The following is a 22273-nucleotide window of genomic DNA, read 5'->3' as shown; positions in this document are numbered from 1 at the left end:
GCGTCGTCCCGCGCTACTTCGCGTTCGCGGTGTCGAGCGCGTCCTGCAGGTTGGTCTGCAGGTCCGCGAGGATCGCCTCCGGGTCGCCCGACGCCAGGCCCTCGAGGGCCGAGTTGAAGTCGGTGATCACGGTGGCGGCGCCGGCGAAGGCGACCGGGCTGACGGCGTAGTCGTTGCCCGTGACGAAGGCGGCGTTCTCGGGGTACTTGCTCGCGTACTCCGCCGCGCCCGACTCGGTCGAGGGGATCACGCCGAACGCGTCCGAGAAGGCGAGCTGCTGCTCGTCCGAGGTCAGCGACGCGACGAGCGACTCGGCCTGGTCAGCCGTGGTACTGCCGGCCGGGATGCCCCAGCAGTTGCTGAAGGTGAAGGTCGACTTGCCGCCGGGGCCCGCGGGCAGCTCGGCGACCGTGTAGTTCACGTCCGGGTAGTCGGCCTCGAGCGCACCGTTGATCCACGGGCCCTCGATCACCATCGCGGCCGCGCCTTTGCCGAACGCCTCGCCGGACCAGCCGGAGTCGAGGTCGGCCGGGAACTTCAGCACGCCGTCGCTCAGCAGCGTCTTCACCTCGGTGAGTCCCGCGACGTTCTCGGGGGTGTCCGCGGTGACGGTGGTGCCGTCCTCGGAGAGCAGCGAGCCGCCGGCCTGGTTCATGAAGGTGCCGATGCGCGCGTACTCGGGGCCGAAGGAGAGCCCGGTCACGCCGTTCGCAGTCAGCTTCTGCGCCGCGGACTGGAGCGAGGCCCAGTCGGTCGGGACGTCCGCGTCGGTCAGGCCCGCGGCCGCCCAGAGGTCGGTGTTGATCACGAGGCCGAGCGTCGAGAAGTCCTTGGGCTCGCAGTAGAACTGGTCGTCGTAGGTGAAGGCGTCGCGCAGCGCCGGGTAGAAGGCGTCGGCGTCGTCCGCGTCCTGCGCGTAGGGCTCGAGGTAGCGGTTGCTCGCGTAGGTCTGGAACTGGTCCCAGCTCATGTAGAAGAGGTCGGGCGGGTTGCCGCCCGAGAAGCCCTGGCCGAGCTGCTGGGTGAGGTCGCTGGCCGCGACGACGTCGACGGCGGTGTCGTTCGCCTCGCCCCAGGAGTTCACGGCGTCGGTGACGGCGGTGGTCTCGGCGTCGCCGGACGAGCCGATCATCACGGTGAGCCCGGCGGAGTCGTCCGATCCGCCGCCGCCGCCGCTCGAGCAGGCGCCGAGGGAGAGGGCGAGGCCGCCGGCGAGGACCGCGGCACCCCAGCGTGCCGTTCTGGTGCTGTGCGTCATGTTCTGACCTTTCATGGGTTTCGGGAGGGAGTCGTGGGGAGTCGTGGGGTAAGGAGGCGCGCGGTGTGCGGCGTCAGCTCTCGGAGTGGTGGAGCAGAGTGCGCACGACGAGGTGCGGCGTGATGAGGCGATGCGCCTCCCCCGGTGCGAGGGGGCGGTGGACGACGTCGTCGCCCTGCTCGCCGAGGAGGAGCTCGAGGGCGCCGGCCGCGACCGCGCCGAGGTCCTGCTCGACGCTGGAGAGGCCGACGGCGCCGGCGACCGGGGTGTTGTCGAAGCCGACGATCGCAAGGCTCGGTCGGCCGACCGCGACGGCCGCCATCGAGGCGCCGAGGGCGAGGGAGTCGGAGACGCAGACGAGCCCGTCGACCTCGGAGTGCGCCTCGAGGAAGGCGATGGCCGCGGAGCGCGCGCGCTGCACGTCGTCCTCGGCCTCCGCGACGAGCAGCGGCACGCCGGCGAAGCGCTCCGCCATCACCCGCTCCCAGCCGCTGCGGCGGTCGTCGCCGGTCGCCGAGCCGTCCGGCCAGCCGAAGAACGCGATCCGCGAGCAGCCCTCGTCGGCGAGATGCGCGGTGGCCTGCGCGACGCCCGCGGCGCCGTCGACGTCGACCCAGAGGTGCTGGGGGTCGCCCTGGTCGTCGAGCCCCCAGGGGCGCCCGAAGGTGACGAACGGGACGCCCTGCTCGATCAGCCAGGCCGTGCGCTGGTCGCCGTAGAAGGTCGAGGTGAGCACGAAGGCGTCGACGTCCGCGCCGTCGCGGAGCTTGCCGATCCGCTCGATCTCCTCCTCCGGGCTCGCCGCCGTGTAGAGCAGGATCCGCATCCCGCGGGCGTCGGCCTGCTCGGTGACGGCGTGCAGGAAGCGGTCGAGCAGGCTGCCCGAGATGCCATCGAGCACCCGGTCCATCCGGACGCCGATCGTCCCCGACTTGCGGGTGCGCAGGCGCCGGGCGGAGGCGTGCGGCCGGTAGTTGAGGTCGCCGATCGCCTTCTCCACCCGCTCCCGCGTGCTCTCGCGCACGATCTGCGGGCTGTTCAGCACGTTCGAGACGGTCTGGCGCGAGACACCGGCTGCGCGGGCGACGTCCTCGACGGTCGGCAGTGCCATGCGTCCTCCTCGACGGGTGTGCGGTGGTGGTGCGGGATCTTGATCGTTCAAATCCCCGCATTGCGCGTTATTTGATCGATCAAATTCCTGGGTAATGTTACCTGCGGCGACGGCGCTGTCAACCGGCCGTACGCTCCAGTACCGACGATCCAGTGAGGAGTCGACCGTGACGACCGACCACGACGACCACCCCCGCCCGCCCCGGCAGCCCCTGCTGAACGACGCCGTCGTCCTGCTCCGGGCGCCCACCCAGCTCTGGAGCGACGACGCCGGCGAGCTCGGCGCGCTGCCCGCGCACGGGCTCTACCACGGCGACGTCCGCGTCCTGGCGGGCCTGCGCCTGCTCGTCGGCGGCGAGCCGCTCGAGTCGATCGCGGTCGGCCGCGACGGCGCCTCCTCCGCCCGCTTCACCGCGCTCGCGCGCCACCTCGACGACGACGCCGCCGACCCGCGGCTGCGCGTGGTGCGCCTCCGCACGGTCACCGCCGGCGGGCTCGAGGAGCGGATCCGGCTCGAGTCGGCGCTGCCGGACGCCGTCGCCACCACCGTCGAGCTCGCGCTCGACCCCGACTTCTCACTCGTGCACGTGGTGAAGGCCGGGCTGCGGGACGAGACCGCTGTGGCGACCGCCGTCGACGGCTCCTCCCTGGTCTGGACGCACACCGGCGCCCGCGCCGAGGTGCGGGCCGAGGGCGCCGCGGTCTCCCCCGGCGGGACGCTCTCCTGGGACGTCGTCGTCCCGGCCCGCGGCTCGGTCGAGGTCGCCTGGAGCATCGCGATGACCGACTCCGCGGCCGTCGTCGGCGCCGCCCCCGGTCCCGCGGAGTGGGCCGGCGCCGTCGTCGAGGCCGGCGACTCGCGGCTCGCCTCCTGGTGCCGCGCCGCGCTCGACGATCTGGACGCGCTGCGGATGGTGACCCTGGAGCGGCCGGACGAGCCTTTCCTCGCCGCCGGCGCGCCCTGGTTCTTCACCCTCTTCGGCCGCGACTCGATCTGGGCAGCGCGGATGCTCCTCCCGCTCGGCACGGAGCTGGCCGCCTCGACCCTGCGGGTCCTCGCGGGGCTGCAGGGCACCGAGCACGTCGCCGAGACGGCCGAGCAGCCGGGCAAGATCATGCACGAGCTGCGCTCGACGACCCTCGAGATCCCGGGCGAGGGCGTCTCGCTGCCGCCGCTCTACTTCGGCACCGTCGACGCGACCGCGCTCTGGATCTGCCTGCTGCACGACGCCTGGCGCTGGGGCCTCGCGGACGAGGAGGTCGAGGCGCTGCTGCCTGCGCTCGACGCGGCGCTGCGCTGGCTCCGCGACGAGGGCGACTCCGACGGCGACGGATTCCTCGAGTACGTCGACACCACCGGCCACGGCCTCGCGAACCAGGGCTGGAAGGACTCGGGCGACTCGATCCAGTGGCGCGACGGCAGCCTCGCCGAGGGGCCGATCGCGCTCTGCGAGGTGCAGGCCTACGCCCACGAGGCGGCGGTCGGCGGCGCCGCGCTGCTCGAGCACTTCGGCCGCGACGGAGCGGAGTGGCGCGCGTACGCCGCCGCGCTCAAGGACCGCTTCACCGGCGCCTTCTGGATCGACGACGCCGATGGCGGGCACCCCGCGATCGCGCTGGACGCGGCCAAGCGCCCGGTCGACACCGTCACCAGCAACATCGGGCACCTGCTCGGCACCGGAATCCTGCAGCCGGAGCAGGCGGCCCGCGTGGCGGAGCTGCTCGGCTCCCCCGAGCTCGACTCGGGCTACGGGCTGCGCACCCTCTCGACCGACTCCGGCGGCTACTGGCCGCTCTCGTACCACGGCGGCTCGGTCTGGGCCCACGACACCGCGATCGCCGTGACCGGGCTCGCCCGCGAGGGCTTCGGCGCGGAGGCGACCGCCCTCTCCCGCGGACTGCTCGCCGCCGCCGAGGGCTTCGGCTACCGGATGCCCGAGCTGCACTCCGGCGACGCCGCCGCCGAGGTGGCGGCCCCCGTGCCGTACCCCGCCGCCTGCCGCCCGCAGGCGTGGTCGGCGGCCGCCTCGATCGCGGTGCTCTCGGCCGCCCTCGGCCTCGCCCCCCGCGGCTCGACGCTCGTCGTCGCGCCGATCACGCCGCCCCTCGCCGGCTCGATCCGCGTCGACGGGATCCGCTACCGCGGCTCCGTCGTCCCCATTGACTGGCGCGACGCCCACTGAGCGGCGGAGGCTCCGCTCTTCCTGCCGACCCAGCAGCCCTCACCGAACGAGCGGCCCGCGCAGCGGACCGCGCCGTCCCCTCTGCTGATCGAGCAGCCCGCGCAGCGGGCCCGCCCATGCTGATCGAGTAGCCCGCGCAGCGGGCGTATCGAGATCCACCACCATCAGGACGCGGGTCTGCAGACCACCGTCCTGACAACGGCCGGTCTCGATACGCCCCTGCGGGGCTACTCGACCAGCATGCAAAGGCACTGCCTCACCGGGACGTCCCGAATCCTGCTGATCGAGTAGCCCGCGCAGCGGGCGTATCGAGATCCACCATCGCCAGGACACAGACCCTGCAGACCACCGTCCTGACGACGGAGGGTCTCGATACGCCCCTGCAGGGCTACTCGACCAGCATGGAAGGGCGCCGCCTCCCCGGGCGGCATGTTGATCGAGTAGGCCGCGCAGCGGCCGTATCGAGATCCACCCTCACCAGGACACGGGGCCGGCAGACCACCGTCCCGACCATGGTGGGTCTCGATACGCCCCTCCGGGGCTACTCGACCAGCATGCAAGCGCACCGCCTCACCGGGCGGCGCCGCCTCATGCGGATGGAGCAGCCCGCGCAGCGGTCCATGCTGATCGAGGAGGCCGCGCAGCGGCCGTGTCGAGATCCGCCCGCGTCGGCAGCCCCCGCCGTCAGGACAGCCGCGCCACGACCGCGCGGGCGATCCGCCGGCCGGAGCGGTTCGCGCCGATCGTCGACGCCGTCGGCCCGTAGCCCGCGAAGAAGACCCGGGGGTCCGTGAGCGACGCGCCGTCCTCGACCGCGACCCCGCCCTCGCGCTCGCGCAGGCCGAGCGGCGCGAGGTGCCGCAGCTCCGGGCGGAAGCCGGTGGCCCAGATGATCGCGTCGGCGCGGGTGTAGGAGCCGTCCGGCCAGCGCACCCCGTGCGGCTCGATCGAGGAGAACATGCCGCGCTCGTGCAGCACGCCGCGCTCGATCCCCGCCACGACCCGGCGCGTGCGCTGCACCCCCGTGCCGCCGACGATGCTCGGCAGCGCGCGGCCCGCCCGCGCCGCGCGGTCCTGCTCCGCCACCGCCTCCACCGCCGACTCCAGCGCGAGCTGCTCGCCGTCCCGGTAGACCACCGGTCGCCGCGTCGCCCAGGTCAGCGAGCGGGCGACCCGCTCCAGCTCGAGGAGGAAGCCGATCGCGGAGGTCCCGCCGCCGACCACGATCACCTGCTGCCCGGCGAAGTCGGCGGCGCGCAGATACTCGGTCGTGTCGATCTGGACGCCCTCGAAGCCGTCACGGCCCGGGTAGTACGGCAGGAACGGCGAGCCCCAGGTCCCGGTGGCGTTGACCAGGATCCGCGCGCGCTCGCTGCCTCCGTCGGTCTCCACGACGAGCGGTGCCGTCCTGTCGCCGATCGTCGCGCTGCTGACGCCGCGCACCGCCACCGGCCGCCGGACGGCGAGCTCGTAGGCGCTCTCGTAGGCCTCGTAGTACTCCGTGACCACGTCGCGGGCGGGCCGACGGCGGTCCGCGGTCGCGAACGACAGCCCGAGCCGGTCCATCCCGGGGAGGTCGTGCACGCGGTGCGCGGAGCCGAGCCGGAGCGCCTCCCAGCGGAACTGCCAGGCGCCGCCGGCGCGCGGCCCGCGGTCCAGGACGACGAAGTCGACGCCCGGGCGCAGGCCCAGACGGCGGAGGTAGTAGGCGACCGAGAGCCCCGCCTGACCGGCGCCGACCACGACGACGGGCCGCGGATCGAGCGCACTGTCCACGGTGCTCCCCACGCGGTCGGGAGGCGCCGCTCACTCCGCTGCTCGCGCACAGGGGGGCCGGTGCCTCGTCTGCTAAACTACCGGCTAGATTTCATACTTCCTGTCTGCTTCTTTTTCTCCAGCCGGCTCACTGCCCGTCTGGCCTGTCATCGTGAGGGGGTCACCCATGGGGCGCGGCCGTCAGAAGGCAAAGAACACCAAGATCGCTCGGGAGCTGAAGTCGTTCAGCCCAACGGTCGATTACAGTGCGCTCGAGCGCGAGCTCAGCCACCCGGACGAGCCGGACTACTCGAAGTGGATCGACGACGAGGACGAGGGCGACGACACCGACCTCGTCGAGGAGCAGCACCAGAAGCGTGCCTGATCCCTCCTCCGCCGCGGGGCCGCTCCAGTCGAGCGACCCCGCGGCTTCTGCGTTCCCGGAGCGGTCTCCGCTTCCGGAGCAGCCTGCGTTCCCGGAGCACTCCGGGCAGCACGGCCGCGTCGAGCAGCTCTCCACCCGTGTCGCGTACGAGACCCCGTGGATCCGCGTCCGCGAGGACGAGGTGCGCTGGCCCGGCGGCGTCGAGGGCGTCTACTCGGTCGTCGAGCGCGCCGACTACGCGCTGATCGTCCCGCGCGAGCGCGACGGCTTCTGGCTGGTCGAGCAGTACCGCTACCCGATCGGCCGCCGCACCTGGGAGTTCCCGTCCGGCGGCTGGCCTCACGACTCGCCCGGCGGCGACGCCGAGGCGCTCGCGCGTGCCGAGCTGCGCGAGGAGACCGGCCTGCGCGCCGGACGACTCCGACCGCTCGGCCGGCTCAGCGAGGCCGACGGGTTCGTCGCGCAGTCGTGCGACGTCTTCCTCGCCGAGGACCTCGAGCACGGCGAGCCCGAGCGCGAGGAGACCGAGCAGGACATGCGGCAGCAGTGGTTCCCGGACGCCGAGGTGGCGGCGATGGTCCGCTCCGGCGCGATCGTCGGCACCTCCGACGTCGCCGCGCTCGGGCTGTTCTGGCTGGACCGGGGGCTCGGCTCGTGAGCGCGCCGACCGCCCGGGCGCGCTCGATGTCGGTCGTCGCTGCCAGGATGTCGAGATGAAGCCCGCGTCCGCGCCGTCGCCCGTGTGGCACTCGGAGACGCGCGGCCGCGACCTCGACGAGGCGCGCGCGTTCTACTCCCGCGGCTACAACGGGTCGGGCTTCCGCGCCGAGCACACCCGCGTCCCGTTCGCCTACCGCTACGCGTCTACCGGCCCCGGCCCCGTGAGCCTGCACGCGGCCTCCTTCCTCGGCTCGGTCCGCGGCACGGTCGAGCCCACCGGCGTCTACGTCGTGCTCTGGCTCAACGACGGGCGCGCGAGCCTCGACCTCGGCCGCGACGAGAACCGGCTGGTCGCCGGCCGGCCGGCGATGTTCCCCTCCGGCCGCCCGTTCGGCTTCGAGACGAGCGAGTACCGCGACGCGCTGGTCCACTTCGACTCCGCCTACCTGGAGCGCGCCGCCGCCGAGCGGCACGGCACCGCGCCCGGCCCGATCCGCTTCGCCCCGCTCGCGCACTCGCCCGCCCCCTGGTGGGCGGCGGTGCGGGTGCTCCGCGACACGCTCACCGGAGTGAAGGCGCCCTCGTTGCTGCAGCGCGAGTCCGCGTCGCAGGTCGCCGCCGCGGCCGTGCTGCAGGCCTTCGCGCACCGGGTCGTCCCGCTGCCCTCCGCACCGCACTCGGTCAGCGCCCGGCGGCTGCGACGGGCGGTCGAGTTCGTGCACGCGAACGCCGACCTGCCGCTCGGCGTCGCCGACATCGCCGACGCCGCCGGACTGACCGTGCGGGGCGTCCAGCTCGCCTTCCAGCGCGCCTACTCGATGACGCCGCGGCAGTACCTGCGCGGCGTGCGCCTCGACCTCGCCCACGACGAGCTCGTCGCCGGCGGCCCGCAGACCCTCGTCGTCGGCGACGTGGCCGCGCACTGGGGCTTCATCAGCGGCGGCCGGTTCGCCCAGCACTACACCCAGCGCTTCGGCGAGCTGCCGAGCGAGACCCTGCGGCGCTGAGCCTGCGGGGCTGAGTCCGCGCGGCTGTGTCCGGGCCGCGGTGTCCGCGCCGCCGAGTCCGCGCCGCCGAGTCCGCGCCGCCGGACCGGCGTCACTCACTCCGCGACGCCGCAGGACGCAGCATCGGCCACCGCTCCCGAGCGTCGGCCCGGCGGACCTGGCCGCACCGCGAGGACTCCGCCGCGCCGACCCCGCGAGGGCTGTCGGAGGCGTAGTGTCCGAAGTCCACCCGCGGAACGACCCGCGGGTCCGCGTCGATGGAGCCGCGATGTTCGAACCCGAAGGATCCGCGCGCCCGGTCGCCCGGATCATGTCCGTGACCGCCGCACTGCTGATCGGCGCCGTCCTCGTCGGCGGCGCGGTCGGAGCCGCGGTCGCCCTGGCCCTCTACCTCCCGAGCGCGCTCGCCGCCGGAGCGCTCGACCCCTCCGCGCTGGTCGGCTTCGGGATGCTGATGGGCGTCGCCTCCGGCGCCGGCCTCGGCGCGGTGGGAGGCCTCGGCGCGATCGCCGGCATGGTCACCGTCCGCGCGATGAGCCGCCGGAGCGGCGCCTTCATCGCCGGGACGAGCGTCGGCGCCGCGTTCGGCGTGCTGATCCTCGCCGCGAACCTCCTCGTCAGCCGCGACGCCGCCACCTGGATCACCGCGCTGCTCGCGACGGCGGCCGCCTTCCTGCTCTGCGCCTGGGGCTCCTGGCTGCTGACCCGCCGCGAGCACTCCTGGGAGCGGGCGCACGCCCCCGAGCGCCGGCGCCCTCCCGCGCAGCCCGCCGCCCCGGGGGCTCCATCGCCGGCGAGCCGCCACCGCCCGGCCTGACGCGGGCTCACCCCTCCGGCCAGACCTCCGGCACGCGGAACCACCCCCGGCGCGCCGAATCAGCCGATTCCCACGAGCCGAAGCCCGTCCCACGTGCCGAGAGTCCACCGCCGGAACCTCCGGCACGCGAAACCACCTCCGGCACGCCGAACCAGCCGATTCTCACGAGCCGAAGCCCGTCCCACGTGCCGAGAGTCCACCGCCGGAACCTCCGGCACGCAGGTTCAGCTCAGGCACGTCGAATCAGCCAATTCCAGCGTGCCCAGGCACGTTCGACGAGCCCAAGCTCCACCGCCGCAACCTCCGGCACGCCGATCCAGCTCCGGCACGCCGAATCACCCGATTCCCGCGTGCCCAGGCGCGCTCCACGTGCCGAAGCTCCTCCGCCGGAACCCCCGGCTCGCGGGTCCAACTCCGGCACGCCACATCAGCCGATTTTGACGAGCCGAGGCCCGTTCCACGTGCCGAAGCTCCACCGCCGCAACCTCCGGCACGCCAAACCACCTCCGGCACGCCCAATCAGCCGATTCCCGCGTGCCCAGGCGCGCTCCACGTGCCGAAGCTCCTCCGCCGGAACCCCCGGCTCGCGGGTCCAACTCCGGCACGCCACATCAGCCGATTTTGACGAGCCGAGGCCCGTTCCACGTGCCGAAGCTCCACCGCCGCAACCTCCGGCACGCGAAACCACCTCTGGCACGCCCGATCAGCCGATTCCGACGTGCCGAGGCCCGTCCCACGTGCCGAAGGTCGAGCCGGACCGCCCCGCGGTCAGCCCGCGTACGAGCCGACCAGGCGCACCGCGCCGCCGTCCACGCCCTTGGCGCCCTGCTCGAAGCCGTCGAGCGAGCGCTCGCTCAGCGACACCCGGCCCGCGACCCAGGACGGCACGCCCGACGCCTCGAGCGCCGCGATCACCGCCGGCGCCGCGTCGGCGTCGACGACGGCGAACATCCCGATGCCGAGGTTCCAGGTGCCCTCGGTGCTCTCCAGCGTCGCCCCCGACATCGCGGCCAGCGCCCGGAACACGTCGGCAGGGCTCCAGCTGGAGCGCTCGACCTCGACCCAGGAGCCGCGCGGCAGCACCCGCGCCAGGTTCGCCGCGATCCCGCCGCCGGTCACATGGCTGATCGAGTGCACGCCCGCGCCGAGCGCGTCGTCCTCGAGCACCCGGAGCAGCGGCGCCGTGTACAGGCGGGTCGGCTCGAGCAGCACCTCGCCCACGACTCCCCCGAGCTCGGCGGAGGTGTCGGTGAAGCGGACCTTCTTCTCGGCGAGGATGTGGCGCACGAGCGAGTAGCCGTTGGAGTGCAGCCCGGAGGACGCCATCGCGATCACCAGGTCGCCGTCTCGCACCCGGTCCGCGCCGCGCACCGCGTCCGCCTCGACCGCGCCGACGGCCGCTCCGGCCACGTCGTAGTCGTCCGGCCCGAGCAGCCCGGGGTGCTCCGCCGTCTCGCCGCCGACGAGCGCGGTCCCGGTGGCCGAGCAGGCGCGGGCGATCCCCGCGACGATGTCCGCGATCCGCGCGGGGACGACCTTGCCGCAGGCGATGTAGTCGGTCATGAAGAGCGGGCGGGCGCCGACCACGACGATGTCGTCGACGACCATGCCGACGAGGTCCTGACCGATGGTGTCGTGCTTGTCGATCGCCTGCGCGATGGCGACCTTCGTGCCGACGCCGTCGGTCGAGGTCGCGAGCAGCGGCGCCCGGAAGTCCTTGAGGAACGAGACGTCGTAGAGGCCGGCGAACCCGCCCACTCCCCCGAGCACGTTGCGGTCGTGGGTCGCGGACACCGCCGCCTTCATCAGCTCGACGGCGAGGTCCCCGGCCGCCGTGTCGACTCCCGCGCGGGCGTAGCTGCTCGTCTCGTTGCTCACGCGACGACCCTACCGAAGGGCCGCGCCACGCAGACGCTGCGATCCGCCGGGGACGACCCGCGATCCCCGTCTTCGCCAGGATCGTCTTCGTGCTGCTCGCTCCCGCCCTGCCCGACGACCTCGCTGCACTCCGCGCCTTCCTCTCGGAAGCGGATCTCACCCTCGCGGGCCTGGAGGACCGCTCGGTCCGCCTTTGGATCGACCGTCGCGAGGACGGGACGATCTGCGGCAGCACCGGTTTCGAGCTCAGCGGAGACGGTGCTTACGCGCTGATCCGCAGTGTCGCGGTCGCGGCCGATCGCCGGCGGACGGGAGCCGGGACGTCCCTCGCGCGCTACGCGCTGAGAGCAGCCGCGGAGAGCGGGGCGAGGGAGGCCTGGCTGTTCTCGCGCCGCTCGGGCGCCTTCTGGCAGACACTCGGCTTCACCCCCGCCGATCGCACGGCGCTCGCGAACGCCCTGCCCGATGCTCACCAGGTGGTTCTCTTCACGAGGTCGGGACAGCTCGAGAACGAGGTCGCCTGGCGGCGGTCACTGCGCGATCGTCCTCTCGCCGAGCCGGAGCCGCCCGCGCGCGGCGAGGCCGGCCGCTGCTGAGGGCCGATTCCGAGGCGCGGTCGGACCGCACCCCCTTCAGGGGTTGATCTGAGAAGCACGGCAGACACGGCGATGGTTGCGTTGCCATGATCGGCGCGTCCCCTCTTCATCCAGGACGGCAGCGCGCTCCACGCCGTCCTCCGCGCCCCTCGAGGAATCCTGATGCCCGACTCCGCCTCTCCGTCCGGCTCGCCGCTCCGCCGCCGCTCGATCGTGGCGGCCGCCGCCTGGACGATCCCCACGGTCGCCGCGGTCGTCTCGGCGCCCCTGGCCTCCGCCTCGTCCCCGACCGAGCCCGTCGGGCCGCCCGACCTGCTCGACGTCACCGGCTTCGAGAGCGTCCGCTGCGACGTCGTGCCGGCCGGCACGGTCCTCTTCCGCGCCCTCGACGGAACGTCGCCCGCGGCGAAGGGCGGCTCGGTGACGGTCGTGCTCCCGCCCGGACTGGGCTTCTCCGCCGGCGGCGCCTCCGCCGTGGTGACCGTCGGCACGGAGGGCGCCGTCGCCGTACCGGCGTTCACGGCCTCCGGCTCCGCGGGCTCCTACACGATCACGGCCACGTACGGGACGGCGATCGCCTTCGCGCAGGGCACGGTGCGGGCGAGCCCGGGCCAGGTGCTGGAGCTCACCCGCTCCCCCGGCGGAGCGAACCAGCGGCCGACGTTCTCCACCGCCCCCGTGCCCGGGCTCGTCGACGGCGTCCACGGCGCGATCTCCGGTGACGAGCTCGCCGCCAGCGCCGGCCGGAACGCCGCCGTGCTGACCGCCGACGGCCGGGTCCGCTACTGGGGCGCGAACCTCGGCGCCCCGGTGACGGCTCCCGGAACCCTGACGTTCGCCGGGGCCGCGGCGACGGGCATGGTGTTCATCGACACCTGGACCTGCGTCCAGGCCGGCAACACCTCCGCCGGCGGCATCGCCGCGGGAGCCGGAGCGGACTCCGTCCGCCAGTGGTACCGCACGGGGACCGGCACCGGGCCGCTCACCGTCGTGGCGGTGACCGGCATCACCGGCACGGTCCTCGCCGCGGAGTCGAACGACGGCTACAGCTACGCCCTCACCAGCACCGGCCTGCACTGGTGGGCGAACGCGACCTCGGGCGAGCAGGTCGCCGCCACGCTCATCGCGGGAACGGCCGGCGCATCGGCGATCAGCACCTGGAGCTACCGCCGAGCCAACGGCGTCCTGATCTTCGGCGGCGGGATCCTCCTCGCCGACGGCGGCGTCAGCGTCTGGAACGGCAGCCACGCCCTCACCGCCCTGGTCGGCGCGCCGGCGGACATCGTCGAACTCGAGACCGGCCAGCTGTCCGTCTACGCCCTCACCGGATCCGGCGAGCTGTGGACGCAGGGCGCCGCGTTCACCTCGTCGCCCGGCGGCGCGGGCTGGATCCTGCGCGCCGAGAACGTCACGACGTCCCACGCCTGGTCCGTCGACGGCTACACCGGCGGCGTGTACGTGACCACGGCGGGAGCGGTGGCCCAGTTCTTCGCCGCGCAGCCCGCCGGCAACGCCTACCGCACGGAGGCGAGGACGATCCCCGCGGGCATCACCCTGACGAAGGTGTTCAGCACGGACGGCACCTACCTGGCGCTCGCCTCGAACGCGACCGTCTACGCCTGGGGCGGCAACCTCGACAACTCCGGCCGCTCGCAGCCCGCCCTCGTCGCCGGCGTCACGAACGCCACCGACCTCAACGCCTGGGGCTTCCACGGGCCGTCCTACGTGGGCGGCGGGTACGTCATCTCCTCGATCGGCTGCTGACGCAGGACGCGCCATCGGCGGCCCGCACGACGCGCCAGCTTCGGCGGGCGCCGCGCTGGTCGGAAGCGCTCCGCTCAGAGACCGAGCCCGCTCCCGCACTGGCGTAGCGCGCTCTCCCGAGCCCCTTCAGCAGTGAGCCGCTCGGCTCTCGATCCGATCGGCTTCGAAGATCCTCAGGGGAGATGCCCGCCGCGGCTGCCATGCTTTCAATTCGCAACGCGATGAGATCTGCTCACCTATCGACGTCGGCGAGGGACGGTTCTCGAGACGCGCGCCTTCAGCACCGGTGCCGAGAGGGGGAGAACCACGTGAAGAAGCAACTGATGCAGATCATCGCGATTCCCGGGCTGCTCACTGCCGAGGAGATGGAGATAGCTCAATCTCTCGTCAGAGCAGGAGAATTCGAACTGGCCTACGAAGGAGTGATCACGCAGGGGTATGAGCGGGATGCCGAACTCACGCTGCCGGAGGTCGAGTACATCTACGACTTCGGCATCCGACACGGACTGGATGTGAGTCGAGGCGGCACCTGGCTCGCAGACACGAAGGCGCGGTCAATCAGAAACGGCTTGCGGTGACGCAAAGGCTGGCGACATGAAATCTATATCATACGAATCCTTCGACCTAGCATTGAGTCTTTTTGCCGATTCAAGGCAGCTTCCTCATGCCACGCAAGAGAGAATTGGAATTGAAGAGGAAGAGGTCAAATACTTCTACAGTTTGGCAAGACGAGCGCGGGATTACGCCGACGAGGTGGGAAACGTCTCCAGGGTGCTCGTCTGCATCACGAAGGCGTCGGCAGCAGATATCCTTACTCGACGCGAGGAAATCTGGGAAACTACAAGCGAACACAAGGAGGAACCCGCGGCCGCGACGCTTGGGGTGCAGATCCCCGCGAGTCTCGCTCCGAAAATCTACGACTTGCTGTACTCCACCGTTATCTACCACCGCTGGCCTGAACTGTGGTACACAACAGGCGCTTACCCCGACGAAATATCGCGGGCATTCCTCGAGATCTTCGGAAAAGAGGAGCCGACATTCTTGGAACTCTGACACGTTCACGGATGACATCGAGCACCAGGCTTTGCCATCGAACTCCCCGGGAGGCACGAGCAACGTGGCTCCGAGCGATGGGTCGATGGACATGATGGTCGCCGGAGAACGTGCATCCAGTGGAGCAAGGAAGCCGAGACCCTACACGGGAAGGCCGTGGCTGTTCGACGTCAAGACCGAGGATCTGCAGTTGACAGACCTGATCGACGTCACAGAGACCGACGGCGGGCTGATCGAACTTCACGCGAGCGGGATGCGGACCGTCGAGCAGCTCTGGGACTGCTACGGACGTGCGCTGGAATTCCCGTGGAAGGTCGAGAACTGGCCCTCGTTCGCGGAGCAGATGAGAGACCTGTCCTGGTACCAGGCTTTCTCTTTTCTGATTCTCGTTCGCGGATCGGGCGAGCTGTTGGCGGACGACCCGGGAGAACGCGAGACGTTCCGACGAACATCGAGCATGATCGGGCAGGCCTGGGAGAACTCTCCGGTGAGGTCGTACAGCTTCACCACCGTCCTGCTCGAGCGTTGAGCTGAACCCACTGCTGAAGCCAGGGCATCGTGGGGCATAACGCGCATTCGGAGCAGGGCATCGTTCGACAGAAAAAAAGGAATAGAGGTGCGAACATGAGCAACGAGATCGTCCATTCCTTCGCAATCGCGCGCGATCATGGGGTGAACCTGACCAGCGAAGGTAGACGCGACTATTCGTCGGCCGATTCTGCCGATCCGCCTTCGGACTCCAGCGAGCCTTCGGGATGACTCTTCGCACACAGAGAAGGACCCGATGACTGAGGCTGACTGCACGACCGGACGGACCGTCGTCGTCTCGTGGAAGACGTTCGACGTCGCGGCCGGCATCGTCCTCCAAGCGACGCGCTTGCCCGCGTGGCGACGTGACGAGCTGCAGTTCTCCGGCGAGAGGAAGCGCTCACTGCTCGCGCTGATGATGCTGACGCGAAGCGAACAGGCGTATTTCGAGAACCACGACGTCGTCGAAGTGACGATCACCGACGGACCCAGCGAGCCGAGCACGCCGGTGGAGATCCAACAGGATCGTCACGGTGGACGCCGTCTCCGCACAACGCTGCCCCTGGCTGACGCGACAATCGTCCGCCCACTGCTCCGCGCGACGGTCCTCCATCACCGCTGGCCGGAGCTGCACTTCACGACGGGCTTCACCGCCGCCGAGGTGAGCGCCGCGATCGCCGAGATCTTCGGCCGGCCCGATCCGGCCGTCGAGCAGCTGGCTGCGGCCGAGCGCGCGTCCGGTGAGCCGGACCGCCGACCGACCGATCCGCCCGAGCCGCGACCCGCGAGCGCCGTCGCCCGGGCGGATCCGCCGGGAGCGAACCGTTAGGGGATGCGTCCTCCGCGTGCCAGGATGGACCGTCAATCCCCCCTGCTATCCCCTTGGGAGCCCCTCCGGCATGTGCGGAATCGTTGGGATCGTGTCCTCCGGGCCGGTCAACCAGTCCATCTACGACAGCCTCTCCCTCCTGCAGCACCGCGGCCAGGACTCGACCGGCATCGCGACCGCGGACGGCAGCACGCTGCACATCAAGAAGGCGGCGGGGCAGGTCCGCGAGGCGTTCCGCACCCGCGATATGCGCTCGCTGCTCGGCACGATGGGCCTCGGGCACGTCCGCTACGCCACCAAGGGCAACGCGGAGCGCGAGGAGGAGGCGCAGCCGTTCTACGTCAACGCGCCCTACGGCATCATCCTCATCCACAACGGCAACCTGACGAACACGCGCGAGCTCACCGAGGAGCTCTTCACCGTCGATCGCCGCCACCTCAACACCACCTCCGACACCGAGCTGCTGGTCAACGTGCTCGCGAACGAGCTGCAGGCCTCGATCTCGGGCCGCGACCTCGACGCGGACGAGGTGTTCGACGCGGTCGCCCGCGTGCACGAGCGGGTCGAGGGCTCCTACGCCACCATCGCGCTGATCGCCGGCCACGGGTTGCTCGCGTTCCGCGACCCGTTCGGCATCCGGCCGCTGATCGTCGGCCGCCGCTTCAACGTGAACGGACCGGACGACTGGGTGGTCGCCTCCGAGTCGCTCGTCCTCGAGGCGCAGGGCTTCGAGATCGTCCGGGACGTCGCTCCCGGCGAGGCGATCTTCATCACCCCCGACGGGCGGATGACCAGCCGTCAGTGCGCGAAGAACCCGCGCCTCATCCCGTGCTCCTTCGAGTACGTGTACCTCGCGCGGCCCGACTCGATCCTCTCGGGGATCTCGGTCTACGAGGCACGGCTGCGCCTCGGCGACCGGCTGGCCGACACCATCGCCGAGTACACGCCGGGCGGCGCGATCGACGTGGTCATGCCGATCCCGGACTCCTCGCGCCCCGCCGCGATGCAGGTCGCGCAGAAGCTGGGCATCCCGTACCGCGAGGGCTTCTACAAGAACCGCTACGTCGGCCGGACGTTCATCATGCCCGGGCAGGCGGTACGCAAGAAGTCGGTGCGGCAGAAGCTGAACGCGATGTCGAGCGAGTTCAAGGGCAAGAACGTGCTGATCGTCGACGACTCGATCGTGCGCGGCACGACCTCGAAGGAGATCGTCGACATGGCTCGCACGGCCGGCGCGAACAGCGTCACCTTCGCCTCCGCGGCGCCGCCGGTGCGCTACCCGCACGTGTACGGCATCAACATGCCGTCTCGGCAGGAGCTCGTCGCGCACAACCGCCGGATCCCCGAGATCTCGGAGGCGATCGGCGCCGACTACCTGATCTACCAGGAGGTCGCCGACATGAAGGCGGCGATCCTGGAGGGCTCGGACGTCACCGACCTCGAGACCAGCTGCTTCACCGGCGAGTACGTCACCGGCACCGTCACGCCGGAGTACCTCGACTGGGTGGAGCGCACGCAGCTGAGCTGACGCTGGGAGAGCGCGCATCCGGCAGGCACAGCGCCCGGGTGCGCGCAACGGGGTGCCGTGCGGCGACGGATCGTCCATGATCGTGGAGCGCCGCTCCGTGCGCCCGAGACGAGGAGTCCCCGTGATCTACCGCCTGCTGCCCCTGCTCCTGACGTTCATCGCGGGTCGCCTGAAGAAGTCGCAGAAGGCCAAGCGCGCCACGCAGAACGCCGCGCGCTCGACGAGCCGCAGCAGCCGCAAGCGCCGCTGACCGCTGCGCGTGTAGAGCGCCGTCTCTAGCGCGTCGAGGCGTCCGGCTCCGTGCCGGGCGCCTCGTTCTCGTCCGGGGCATCGTCCGGCTCGTCTAGCTCGTCCGTCGGCTCGTCGTCGCGGTCCGCCTCGCGGGCGACCGTGCGCTCGGCGGTGGTGCGGACGACGCGGCGGCCGACGACCCGGTCGAGGATCACGACGACGAGCGCGGCGAGACCGCCGAAGATCGTCACGAACAGCAGCAGACTGAAGCCGAAGACCTGCGCCTGGCTGAAGCCCTCGGTCTCGGGCAGCGCGAAGGTGAGCACGAAGGCGACGATCGCGCCGAGGCCCGCGCCGAGCGCGAGGATGCGCCAGACCCGCGGCGAGCGGCGGACGTCGACCTCCTCGCGGGTGATCTCGACGTCGTCGGGGCGCGGCGAGGAGTCGAGCGGATCGGTCATGCCTCCATTGTCCCCTGTGCCCGGCCGGGCGCGGGCCGAGTGGCGAGGCGGCGGCGGATCGGGTAGCGCGCCTGAGAGCCGGCGGGTCTCGATACGCCGCTGCGCGGCTACTCGACCAGCATGCAGGGGGGCGCAGCATGCTGATCGAGTAGCCGGCGGAGCCGGCGTATCGAGATCCACCACCGTCGGAACGGTGGTCTGCACCATGTTGATCGAGTAGCCGGCGGAGCCGGCGTATCGAGATCCGCCATGGTCAGCACGGTGGTCTGCATCATGTTGATCGAGTAACCGACGAAGTCGGCGTATCGAGATCCACCACCGTCGGAACGGCGGTCTGCAGGCTCCCGCTCTGGAGGACGTCGGGTCTCGATACGCCGCTGCGCGGCTACTCGACCAGCATGAGAGGGGCGCCGCATCGCGGCTCCGACGCCGGTCATGAGAGGGGCGCCGCTTCGCGGCTCCGACGCCGGCCATGAGGGGGGCGCCGCTTCGCGGCTCCGACGCCGGCCATGAGGGGGCGCCGCCTCGCGGCTCCGCGGTCAGTCATGAGGGGGTGCCGCATCGCGGCTCCCCGGGCGCGGTCACATGGAGTGGAGGAGGCGGCCCGCCTGGGCGCGGAGCTCGCGGACGACGGTCCGCACGGAGAGCCGCTCCGCGCGGTCGGGGCGCATCAGCGCGACGATGTGGCGCACAGAGTTCACGCCGCGCAGGGGCTTCACGACGATGCCGGCCGTGCCCGCGGTGTAGCGCGGGACCACGGCGATGCCGAGGCCGGCCGCGACGAACGCCTCCGTCACGCGGGTCGAGGCGAAGCGCTGCTCGACGCGGACCGGCTCGCCCGAGGTCGTCTCGATCTCCTGCATGATCCGCTCGAACGGGAAGCCGTCGGGCACGCCGATCCAGGTCTCGCCGACGAGGTCGCCCGCCGTGACGGTCGCGCGGTCGGCGAGCCGGTGGCCGAGTGGCAATGCGATGTCGAGCGGCTCGACCATCAGCTCCGCCATCGCGAGGCCGTGCCCGGCCCAGGCGCTGCGGCCGGTGGGCGAGTGCGCGAGGACGATGTCGAAGTCGGCGGTGAGATCGAGGAACTCGTCGGTCCCGGGATCCGCGTCCTCGCAGTGCACCACGAGCCCCTCGACGCTGCGCAGCGCGACCAGGGCGTCCGGCAGCAGCATCTGCCCGGCCGTCGGGAAGGTCGCGATCGTCACCTCGCCGATCGGGTTGTTCTTGAAGGTCTGCCACACCGCATCGGCGCGCTCGAGAGCGGTCGCGATCTCGGTGGCACTGCGGGCCAGCTCGCGGCCGGCCGCGGTGAGGACGACGCCGCGTCCCGAGCGCTCGATCAGCGGCACTCCCGCCTCGCGCTCGAGCACCTTGAGCTGCTGCGACACCGCCGAGGGAGTGCGGTGCGTCGCCGCCGCCACCGCGGTGATCGAGCGCCGCATCGAGAGCTCCCGGAGCAGTTCCAGCCGTCGGACGTCCATGTAGGAACGCTACACGTCAGGCCAAGAACAGTGCGATTGTCCTAAGGAACAGAAAGCCCGAGAGTGGACGTTGTACAGAGCATCCCGGCGGATGGATCGCCAAACCTGGCAGACACGTCGGAGCAACGAAAGGCAGAACACTCATGAGCATCGCAATCCTCGTCGTCCTCGGTGCCGTCGCCGCATGGGGCACGGTGTCGACGGTGCTCGTCGCCAGCCGCGACGGATACCGTCAGGTCCCCGTCCGCCACTGAGCCCCGCGCTCCGCGACAGCACCTCATCGCGTTCCGACGCCGTCTCCCCCTCCGGGGAGGCGGCGTTCTCGCGTTTCCAGGGGTCCCTGCGATCACCGCACCCGTGAACGCGGAAGAGGCCCCGCGGCGCGAACCGCGGGGCCTCTCCTGTGCGAGTGCTACTTCGCGGCGGTGCGGCGGCGCAGGCGCGCCACGGTCATGCCGAGTCCGAGCAGCAGGGCCGCGATCCCGGCCGCGAAGGCCGGCGTCGCGTCGACGCCGGTCGCGGCGAGGTGACCGGTCGAGCCGCCCGAAGCGCCCGGGACGGCGGGGGCCGTCGTCGCCGGGGTCGTCGGGATGACGGTCTCGGTGGGCTCCGGGGTCGGGGTGGGCGTGGTGGCGACGGCCGCGACTGCGAAGTCGAGGCTGATCGTCGTGCCGGTCGCGTCGCCCAGGGCGAAGCTCGCGGTGTGCGTGGCACCGGCGAGGCTCTCGCCGATCGGCACGGCGACGGAGGCGCGACCCGTCGAGTCGTCGGTCACGGCCCGCGTCGGGTCGATCTCGGCGGTGGTGACGACCGCGTCGTCGACCGAGACGGTCACGACAGTGTCGGTGGGCGCTCCGGTGCTGAACAGCAGGGAGGAGAGGTCGACGGTCATCGTGTCGCCGACCGCGTACTCACCGGACTCGGGCAGGTTGGCGGTGAGGCCGACCGAGCGCTGGACCGGGTCCGGGCTGACCGTCCCGAGGTCCTGGATGTAGGCCACGAACGCGTCGAGGTCGATGCGTCCGGAATCGGCCGTGCCGACACCCTCGGTGAAGGTGCTGAAGCCGTCGCCACCGGTCGAGAGGAAGTTGTTCGTCACGATCGTGAAGGTCGCCGTCGGGTCGATCGGCTGGTTGTCGAAGAAGACCTCCGAGATGCGCGAGCCGAAAGGAGCGGCCGGGTCGAAGACGTAGGTCAGCGCGGCCGAGGTCGCGAGCTTGAGCTGCGGGTGAGCCGAGCTGCCGACCCACTGCTCCTCGAGCAGGTCCTTGATCTGGGTACCGGTGAGCTGGAGCGTCACGAGGGTGTTCGCGAACGGCTGCGCGTCGGAGGCCTCCGCGTAGGTGACGACGCCGTCGGCGTCGCCCGGGGTCTCAGCACTGGCGGCGAAGTCGAGGTCGTCGCGCAGGCCGCCGGCGTTGGTGAAGGCGATCTGGGTGCCGAGCTCACGGGTGGCCCAGAGCTGCGCGTCGGCGACGAGGTTGCCCAGCGTCGACTCGGAGCCGCGGTTCGTCGTGGTGCCGTCCTCGCGGTAGGCGCGGGAGATGTCGTCGGTGATGGTGCCGACCTGGACGCTGCCGGGAACGATCGCGAACTCGACCGCTTCGTCGACGATGGCAGCGACCTCGGGGTCGGCCGGGAAGGCACCGACGATGGTGGTCTTGGTGGCGTCCGTCGGGTCGGGGACGACCTGCGTGAGCACGACGTTCTCGTTCGTGAGACCGGTGATCTCCTTGGTGGACGGGTCGACGGTCACCGTCATGTGTCCCAGGTTCTCGGCGTAGCTGCCGGTCTGGGAGATGATCGTCGGCTGCGCGCGGCCTGCCTTGACCGAGGTGCTGTACTCCTCGTGGCTGTGCCCCGAGATGATCGCGTCCACGTTCGGAGCGACAGCCGTGACGATCGGGCCGAATCCGGGGTCGGCCTCAGGAGTGTTGGTCTTCGCGGAGTCGGCGTCGGCGCCCTCGTGCAGCAGGAGGACGATGACGTCCGCCTCGCCGTTCGCGGCGTCGCCGTCCTGGAGCTCGGTCGCGACCTCGTTCACGTTGTCGATGATCGGCTCGACCGAGAGAGTCGAGATGCCGCCCGGGCTGACCAGCGTCGGGAGGTCCTCGGTGATCGCGCCGATGAAGGCGACCGAGACGCCGCCCTGATCCGCGATGAAGTACGGGTCGTAGGCGCGCTCGCCGGTCGTCGTGTCGAAGAGGTTCGCGTTGACGTACGGGAAGTCGGACTCGTCGGTCACGCGGCCGTCGACGTCGGCGCGGCCCTTGTCGAACTCGTGGTTGCCGAGCGTGCTGACGTCCAGCCCCATCTCGTTGAGCACGTCGAGGGTCGGCTGGTCGTCCTGCACCTTGGAGGTGAAGGTGGAGGCGCCGATGTTGTCGCCCGCCGAGACGAACAGCGTGTTCGGGTTGGCGGCACGGTAGGAGTCGACCGCGCCGGCGAGGACGGCGGCGCCGGCGGTCGTGCCGTCAGCCTCGATCCGGCCGTGGAAGTCGTTGATCGAGAGGATGTCGATCGCGACATCGCCCTCGGCGGCGCTCGCGGGAGCCGCTCCGAGGAGGGCCGCTCCGGCCACCGCGCTCACGGCGGTGACGGAGAGGAGTCTGGTCAGGCCGCGTCGGCCGGAGGTAGTGCTTCGCATCTGTGGGAGATCTCCAAGCATCGAGCGGCGATTCGGAGAGAACTCCTGCCGCAGTGGGGGAACTTTCCCAGACAACCCGACGCGGGCCTGCCCGTCAAA

The 22273-nt window shown here is 71.5% G+C and carries 21 protein-coding genes; 14 read left to right on the top strand and 7 right to left on the bottom strand.

All coding sequences use genetic code 11. The features are described 5' to 3' along the window. Positions 1–13: 13 nt before the first annotated feature. Together EDF17_RS18300 and EDF17_RS18295 are read right to left on the bottom strand one after the other, a co-directional pair. Positions 14–1258 carry an extracellular solute-binding protein gene (locus EDF17_RS18300; RefSeq protein ID WP_123448073.1) on the bottom strand — a complete coding sequence of 415 codons (1245 nt, stop codon included), beginning with the start codon at positions 1256–1258 and terminating at the stop codon, positions 14–16. A 73-nt stretch (positions 1259–1331) separates the two neighbouring features. After that, entirely contained in the window at positions 1332–2369 is a 1038-nt protein-coding gene (locus EDF17_RS18295) for a LacI family DNA-binding transcriptional regulator (protein ID WP_123448072.1), read from the bottom strand. Positions 2370–2535: 166 nt separating this feature from the next. Here EDF17_RS18295 and EDF17_RS18290 point away from each other — a divergent pair, with 166 nt between their 5' ends. Further along, a complete protein-coding gene (locus tag EDF17_RS18290; RefSeq protein ID WP_243732967.1) occupies positions 2536–4551 on the top strand; it encodes a glycogen debranching N-terminal domain-containing protein in 2016 nt (671 codons plus the stop codon). A gap of 684 nt (positions 4552–5235) precedes the next feature. Here EDF17_RS18290 and EDF17_RS18285 read toward each other — a convergent pair. Beyond that, the gene (locus EDF17_RS18285) at positions 5236–6327 is read right to left on the bottom strand and encodes an NAD(P)-binding domain-containing protein (RefSeq protein ID WP_243732966.1); all 1092 of its coding nucleotides are present in this window, start codon (positions 6325–6327) and stop codon (positions 5236–5238) included. A gap of 166 nt (positions 6328–6493) precedes the next feature. Here EDF17_RS18285 and EDF17_RS18280 point away from each other — a divergent pair, with 166 nt between their 5' ends. The 4 genes from EDF17_RS18280 (at position 6494) to EDF17_RS18265 (ending at position 9175) form a co-directional block, all read left to right on the top strand. Then, complete coding sequence (locus EDF17_RS18280) at positions 6494–6691, top strand: DUF3073 domain-containing protein (protein WP_123448069.1); 198 nt, start codon at positions 6494–6496, stop codon at positions 6689–6691. Next, positions 6684–7349: an NUDIX hydrolase gene (locus tag EDF17_RS18275; RefSeq protein ID WP_166649741.1), complete on the top strand. Its 666-nt coding sequence runs from the start codon at positions 6684–6686 to the stop codon at positions 7347–7349. The genes EDF17_RS18280 and EDF17_RS18275 overlap by 8 nt, the downstream gene beginning before the upstream one ends. A gap of 55 nt (positions 7350–7404) precedes the next feature. After that, positions 7405–8358, top strand: a complete 954-nt coding sequence (locus EDF17_RS18270) for a helix-turn-helix transcriptional regulator (protein WP_123448068.1) — start codon at positions 7405–7407, stop codon at positions 8356–8358. 268 nt (positions 8359–8626) lie between these two features. After that, positions 8627–9175: a hypothetical protein gene (locus EDF17_RS18265; protein WP_123448067.1), complete on the top strand. Its 549-nt coding sequence runs from the start codon at positions 8627–8629 to the stop codon at positions 9173–9175. 768 nt (positions 9176–9943) lie between these two features. Here the strand turns inward: EDF17_RS18265 and purM are convergent. Further along, on the bottom strand, positions 9944–11053 hold the full coding sequence (gene purM / locus EDF17_RS18260) for a phosphoribosylformylglycinamidine cyclo-ligase (RefSeq protein ID WP_123448066.1): 1110 nt from the start codon (positions 11051–11053) through the stop codon (positions 9944–9946). Positions 11054–11142: 89 nt separating this feature from the next. Here purM and EDF17_RS18255 point away from each other — a divergent pair, with 89 nt between their 5' ends. The 9 genes from EDF17_RS18255 to EDF17_RS20515 all read left to right on the top strand — a co-directional run bounded on the left by EDF17_RS18255 (position 11143) and on the right by EDF17_RS20515 (position 17601). After that, positions 11143–11649, top strand: a complete 507-nt coding sequence (locus tag EDF17_RS18255; protein WP_123448065.1) for a GNAT family N-acetyltransferase — start codon at positions 11143–11145, stop codon at positions 11647–11649. A gap of 162 nt (positions 11650–11811) precedes the next feature. After that, the gene (locus EDF17_RS18250; RefSeq protein WP_123448064.1) at positions 11812–13413 is read left to right on the top strand and encodes a hypothetical protein; all 1602 of its coding nucleotides are present in this window, start codon (positions 11812–11814) and stop codon (positions 13411–13413) included. Positions 13414–13721: 308 nt separating this feature from the next. Further along, a complete protein-coding gene (locus EDF17_RS18245) occupies positions 13722–13991 on the top strand; it encodes a hypothetical protein (RefSeq protein WP_123448063.1) in 270 nt (89 codons plus the stop codon). A gap of 16 nt (positions 13992–14007) precedes the next feature. Continuing rightward, positions 14008–14466 (top strand): hypothetical protein, encoded by a 459-nt coding sequence (locus EDF17_RS20020; RefSeq protein WP_166649740.1) that lies wholly within the window; start codon positions 14008–14010, stop codon positions 14464–14466. 85 nt (positions 14467–14551) lie between these two features. Next, entirely contained in the window at positions 14552–14995 is a 444-nt protein-coding gene (locus EDF17_RS20015; protein WP_166649739.1) for a barstar family protein, read from the top strand. Between the two features lie 95 nt (positions 14996–15090). Then, the gene (locus tag EDF17_RS20520; protein ID WP_260321757.1) at positions 15091–15225 is read left to right on the top strand and encodes a hypothetical protein; all 135 of its coding nucleotides are present in this window, start codon (positions 15091–15093) and stop codon (positions 15223–15225) included. 25 nt (positions 15226–15250) lie between these two features. Further along, positions 15251–15823 carry a hypothetical protein gene (locus tag EDF17_RS18235; protein WP_123448061.1) on the top strand — a complete coding sequence of 191 codons (573 nt, stop codon included), beginning with the start codon at positions 15251–15253 and terminating at the stop codon, positions 15821–15823. Between the two features lie 70 nt (positions 15824–15893). After that, on the top strand, positions 15894–17351 hold the full coding sequence (gene purF, locus EDF17_RS18230; RefSeq protein ID WP_123448060.1) for an amidophosphoribosyltransferase: 1458 nt from the start codon (positions 15894–15896) through the stop codon (positions 17349–17351). Between the two features lie 121 nt (positions 17352–17472). Further along, the gene (locus EDF17_RS20515) at positions 17473–17601 is read left to right on the top strand and encodes a hypothetical protein (RefSeq protein WP_260303555.1); all 129 of its coding nucleotides are present in this window, start codon (positions 17473–17475) and stop codon (positions 17599–17601) included. Between the two features lie 25 nt (positions 17602–17626). On the opposite strand, the gene EDF17_RS18225 is transcribed toward EDF17_RS20515, so the two are convergent. From EDF17_RS18225 to EDF17_RS18215, 3 genes are all read right to left on the bottom strand, one after another. Continuing rightward, a complete protein-coding gene (locus tag EDF17_RS18225) occupies positions 17627–18043 on the bottom strand; it encodes a hypothetical protein (RefSeq protein WP_123448059.1) in 417 nt (138 codons plus the stop codon). Positions 18044–18624: 581 nt separating this feature from the next. After that, entirely contained in the window at positions 18625–19527 is a 903-nt protein-coding gene (locus tag EDF17_RS18220; RefSeq protein WP_123448058.1) for a LysR family transcriptional regulator, read from the bottom strand. Positions 19528–19939: 412 nt separating this feature from the next. Beyond that, a complete protein-coding gene (locus EDF17_RS18215) occupies positions 19940–22174 on the bottom strand; it encodes a bifunctional UDP-sugar hydrolase/5'-nucleotidase (RefSeq protein WP_123448057.1) in 2235 nt (744 codons plus the stop codon). Positions 22175–22273 lie beyond the last annotated feature (99 nt).

The organism is Rathayibacter sp. PhB1 (genome assembly GCF_004362935.1).
Lineage (GTDB): Bacteria > Actinomycetota > Actinomycetes > Actinomycetales > Microbacteriaceae > Rathayibacter > Rathayibacter festucae.
The sequence above is the reverse complement of the archived record's forward strand: the minus strand, read 5'-3'. Positions and strand labels throughout refer to the sequence as shown.

Excerpts from the sequence above, each read along its gene's own strand:
- EDF17_RS18265 (WP_123448067.1), top strand. The coding sequence starts at position 8,627 with ATGTTCGAACCCGAAGGATCCGCGCGCCCGGTCGCCCGGATCATGTCC.
- EDF17_RS18215 (WP_123448057.1), bottom strand. The coding sequence starts at position 22,174 with ATGCGAAGCACTACCTCCGGCCGACGCGGCCTGACCAGACTCCTCTCC.
- purF (WP_123448060.1), top strand. The coding sequence starts at position 15,894 with ATGTGCGGAATCGTTGGGATCGTGTCCTCCGGGCCGGTCAACCAGTCC.
- EDF17_RS18250 (WP_123448064.1), top strand. The coding sequence starts at position 11,812 with ATGCCCGACTCCGCCTCTCCGTCCGGCTCGCCGCTCCGCCGCCGCTCG.
- EDF17_RS18235 (WP_123448061.1), top strand. The coding sequence starts at position 15,251 with ATGACTGAGGCTGACTGCACGACCGGACGGACCGTCGTCGTCTCGTGG.
- EDF17_RS18270 (WP_123448068.1), top strand. The coding sequence starts at position 7,405 with ATGAAGCCCGCGTCCGCGCCGTCGCCCGTGTGGCACTCGGAGACGCGC.
- EDF17_RS18295 (WP_123448072.1), bottom strand. The coding sequence starts at position 2,369 with ATGGCACTGCCGACCGTCGAGGACGTCGCCCGCGCAGCCGGTGTCTCG.
- EDF17_RS18280 (WP_123448069.1), top strand. The coding sequence starts at position 6,494 with ATGGGGCGCGGCCGTCAGAAGGCAAAGAACACCAAGATCGCTCGGGAG.
- EDF17_RS20015 (WP_166649739.1), top strand. The coding sequence starts at position 14,552 with ATGGACATGATGGTCGCCGGAGAACGTGCATCCAGTGGAGCAAGGAAG.
- EDF17_RS20520 (WP_260321757.1), top strand. The coding sequence starts at position 15,091 with ATGAGCAACGAGATCGTCCATTCCTTCGCAATCGCGCGCGATCATGGG.
- EDF17_RS18220 (WP_123448058.1), bottom strand. The coding sequence starts at position 19,527 with ATGGACGTCCGACGGCTGGAACTGCTCCGGGAGCTCTCGATGCGGCGC.
- EDF17_RS18300 (WP_123448073.1), bottom strand. The coding sequence starts at position 1,258 with ATGACGCACAGCACCAGAACGGCACGCTGGGGTGCCGCGGTCCTCGCC.
- EDF17_RS18225 (WP_123448059.1), bottom strand. The coding sequence starts at position 18,043 with ATGACCGATCCGCTCGACTCCTCGCCGCGCCCCGACGACGTCGAGATC.
- EDF17_RS20020 (WP_166649740.1), top strand. The coding sequence starts at position 14,008 with ATGAAATCTATATCATACGAATCCTTCGACCTAGCATTGAGTCTTTTT.